Origin of the sequence: Kitasatospora sp. NPDC036755 (assembly GCF_040636595.1) — a bacterium.
Taxonomy (GTDB): Bacteria; Actinomycetota; Actinomycetes; order Streptomycetales; family Streptomycetaceae; genus Kitasatospora.
In genome coordinates this window covers 1-3,702 of the sequence record NZ_JBEZUT010000539.1, presented here as the reverse complement: position 1 = coordinate 3,702, position 3,702 = coordinate 1, and the positions used below count along the sequence as shown (strand labels likewise).

The window sequence follows — 3,702 nt, the reverse complement described above, 5'->3', positions numbered from 1 at the left end:
GCGTTGGGGTGCGTGCATCGCAAGGCGGAGGAGGGAGCCACTGCGGAGCATTGGCGACCGACGACAACGCGGCGAGGTGCGTGCCCCGGCGTCGCGCACCCGGCAAAGATCCGCAAGACACGCCCTGTGGCCCGGCCGCCAACCGGCTGCTGCGGCTGGTCCGCGAGGGCGGCGACGCCCGCCGGCTGGCCGCCGAACTCTTCGACGGCCAGGGCTCCTACGGCAACGGCGCCGCCATGCGGGTCGCCCCGCTGGGGGCCGTGTACGCCGAGGACCCGAGGGCCGCGGTGCGCCCCGCCGCCGACACCGCCCTGATCACCCACACCCACCCGCAGGCCGTGGACGGCGCGATCGCGGTCGCGGTGGCGGCCGCGTACGCCGCGCGGGCGCGCACCCGGCCGACGGCGCCGGAGCGCTTCCTGGAGGACGTGGCCGGCCTCACCCCGAACGGGGCCGTCAGGGACGGCATCGTGGAGGCCCGCGGGCTGCCCGCCGGGACGGACTTCCGGACCGCCGCGCGCCTGCTCGGCAACGGCAGCCGGACGTCGGCGGCCGACACCGTCCCGTACGCGCTGTGGTGCGCCGCCCGGAACCTGGCCGACTACCGCGCCGCGGTCTGGGACGCGATCGCGGCCGGCGGCGACATGGACACCGTCGCCGCGATCACCGGCGGGGTGGTCGCCGCGCACACCGGCGCCGCGGGCATCCCGCGCGGCTGGCGGGACGCCTGCGAGCCGCTGCCGGCCTGGGCGTTCCCCGAGCCGGGCGGCGTGCGCGCGGCCGGCGAGCCGCACCTGACCCCGATCAGCCTGCCCCGTCCGCACCCGGTGCCGGCCGTGAGCTGGTCCGACGGGGACTGGGAGCGGATCAGGCGGGGCCTGCGGGCCCGGGACACGGACGAGCGCTGGGTCGCCGTCGTCTCCGAGGGCGTGCTGCACCTGCACCGCAGCGTCGGCGGGGCGGAGATCTACCGGGTCCGGGTGGCCCGGGTGCGGGGCGGCTGGCGGCCGGTGGAGGCGCTGGTCGAGGCGGATCCGGGCCGCCACCGGGCCTGGGACGACCACACGGTCCTGCCGGTCGTCCTGGGCCTGGTGCGGTCCGGCTACCGGGCGCTCGGCCTCAGGCCGTGATCATCAGCTGCCCGGCGCCGCTGCCGCCCTGTCTAAGGCACTCCTGGTTGATCGCCGGATCCGGGGCGCTCGGCGAGGTGGCGGCGGCGATCCGCAGCTCGATGATGTCCCGGACGGCCGGCCACTCGTCGTCGAGGATCGAGTAGAACGCGGTCGAGCGCACCACCCCGTCCAGCCCGCGCGAGTGCGCCCGGCGGACCCCCTCGGAGGTCGCGCCGAGCCGCTCGATGGCGGCGCGCGAGCGCAGGTTCCGGGCGTCCGCGCGCAGCGAGATCCGCTGCACGCCCCAGGTCTCGAAGGCGTGGCGCAGCATCAGCAGCTTGGCCTCGGTGTTGATGCCGGTGCCCTGGGCGCGCGGCGAGAGCCAGGTGTTGCCGATCTCGGCGGCGTCCGGGACGGCCGTGGCCGGATCCCCGAACGGGACCCCTGGCACGGGCGGCCACACCATCGGACCCCGCCAGTAGTCGAGTTCCAGGAAGCGGGTGGAGCCGACGACCCGGCCGTCCGCGAGGTTCACCGTCGCGAACGGCAGAGACCGGCCCGCGGCCTGGTCGGCGAGCGCGCGGGCGACGTAGTCGCGGGCGGCTTCCGGACCGTGCGGGACGGGTGTGAAGGCGTAGGTCGTACGGTCCTCGGCGCCGGCCTCGGCGATGGCCTCGGCATGGTGCGCGGCAAGGGGCTCCAGCCGCACGGTGCGGCCGGTGAGGATGACAGGTACGGGCACGGAACCTTGGTCCTTCATCGGTCGGAGGGTGCCTCCCGGGCCGGGGTACGGCACGGGGTGCTCTGGGCTGGGTACGCCTGGGCCCGGGTCCGCCGGCCGGGTGCCCGCGCACGCCGGAGCTCCGGTCGGACGGGGTGGGGGCGGCGGCCCGGAACGGGCGGCGCGGGTGCCGGAACGGACACGGGTCCTCGGACCGGTCCGGCGGGAAGAGCGAGGGGACAGTGTGCGTCCGCGAAATGGCCGAGGAGGGTACGAGAGCGCGAAGGGAAGCAGGCGGCCAGGTGAAGGCAAGATGCGTCGTGGGTGGCTGGCCGAGCACCGGACCGGGACGTGGCCGACGGCGTTACGGACGACGTGACGACGACGCGACGATGCGAGGCAGCGAGAGGACGATACCCGCCAGAAGGCGGTGCGTCACTTCGCGGCGCGCGAATGGCCGCCCGGGCCGTTCGCGGGCCCCGCGGACGGGCTCCTCCGAGGGGTGTGACCAGGGGCTCTCCGCCGGGTGCGATCATGGTCCGGAGCCGCTCGGCCGCGGCTCCCGGGCGCGTCCCCGGAGAGCCGTCGAACGGCCTCGCGGCGGCCCTGCGGGCGGTCCCGCGACCCGGCCGCCCGCGGGCCGGGACGGCCTGCGGGACCGTCCCGGGACCGGTGCGGGGCGAGGTCGGAGCGAGGACGGGGCCCGGGGCGGGAATTCCGGCGGCGCCCGGCACGCTGCAAGAACGAGAAGCCGGTCGACCGGAACGAGCAGAGAACGGGGTTGGGTGCGCGGTGCGTGACTTCCAGGCGCTGTACGAGCTGGATCAGCAGGGCGTGGCCGCCGTCGCCGCGGCCAACGAGCAGTTGCGCGACACCGGTGCGGGCCTCGTGCTGCTCCAGCACTTCGAGGGCTTCATGGACGCCGGGGAGGCCGGCGGCCAGGTGGTGTCCCACCTGCTGGAGACGGGCTCGCCGCAGGTGGTGGCCCGCTTCGACCACGACCGTCTGGTGGACTACCGGGCCCGCCGCCCGGCGATGGTCTTCGACCACGACCACTGGGCGTCCTACGACCCGCCGGAGATCCTGCTCCAGCTCCTCCACGACGCCGCCGGCGCGCCGTTCCTGCTGCTCACCGGCCCCGAGCCGGACGTCGAGTGGGAGCTCTTCGCGCGCGCCGTCCGCGAGCTGGTGGAGCGCTTCGAGGTCCGGCTCTCGGTCGACTTCCACGGCATCCCGATGGGCGTGCCGCACACCCGCCCGGTCGGCATGACGCCGCACGGCAACCGGCTGGACCTCGCCCCGGGCTACCCGCAGTGGTTCGACCAGGCGCAGGTCCCGGGCAGCGCCCAGGCGCTGGTGGAGTACCGCCTGGCCGAGGCCGGGCACGACGTCCTGGGCTTCGCCGTGCACGTCCCGCACTACGTGGCCCGCTCCGCCTACCCGGCGGCGGCCGTGCAGATCCTGGAGGCCGCGCAGTCCGCCACCGGGCTGGTGCTGCCCGGCACCCGGCTGCGCGAGCAGGTGTCCGAGGTCTACGCGGACATCGAGGAGCAGCTGGCCCAGGGGGACGGCGAGTTGCGCTCGGCGATCCGCGGCATGGAGGGGCAGTACGACGCCGTGGCGGGCGCGGAGGGCCGGGAGAGCCTGCTGGCCGAGCCGGTGGACCTGCCCTCGGCGGACGAACTGGGGCGGCGCTTCGAGCAGTTCCTGGCGGAGCACGAGCGCGGCGCGGAGTAGCCGCGGGCAGGCCGCGGGGCAGCCGCGCGGCACGTCGGCTGGCCGCATGCCCAGCCCTTGTCCTCGGCCTGCTCCTCTCCGCGGCCCCCGCCGCCAGGGCCGACAGCCAACTGCCGCTCACGGTCGCCTCCG

General features: G+C 76.2%; 3 protein-coding genes. 2 read left to right on the top strand and 1 reads right to left on the bottom strand.

Annotated elements, in window-relative coordinates:
- Positions 1–50 precede the first annotated feature (50 nt).
- Positions 51–1,130, top strand: a complete 1,080-nt coding sequence (locus tag AB0E96_RS39500; RefSeq protein WP_359831450.1) for an ADP-ribosylglycohydrolase family protein — start codon at positions 51–53, stop codon at positions 1,128–1,130.
- Here AB0E96_RS39500 and AB0E96_RS39495 read toward each other — a convergent pair.
- The gene (locus AB0E96_RS39495) at positions 1,120–1,854 is read right to left on the bottom strand and encodes a GNAT family protein (protein WP_359831448.1); all 735 of its coding nucleotides are present in this window, start codon (positions 1,852–1,854) and stop codon (positions 1,120–1,122) included. The two genes, AB0E96_RS39500 and AB0E96_RS39495, sit on opposite strands and share 11 nt — an antisense overlap.
- 771 nt (positions 1,855–2,625) lie before the next feature.
- On the opposite strand from AB0E96_RS39495, the gene AB0E96_RS39490 reads away from it, so the two are divergent.
- Positions 2,626–3,570: a PAC2 family protein gene (locus AB0E96_RS39490; RefSeq protein WP_359831446.1), complete on the top strand. Its 945-nt coding sequence runs from the start codon at positions 2,626–2,628 to the stop codon at positions 3,568–3,570.
- The last annotated feature ends 132 nt before the right edge of the window (positions 3,571–3,702 follow it).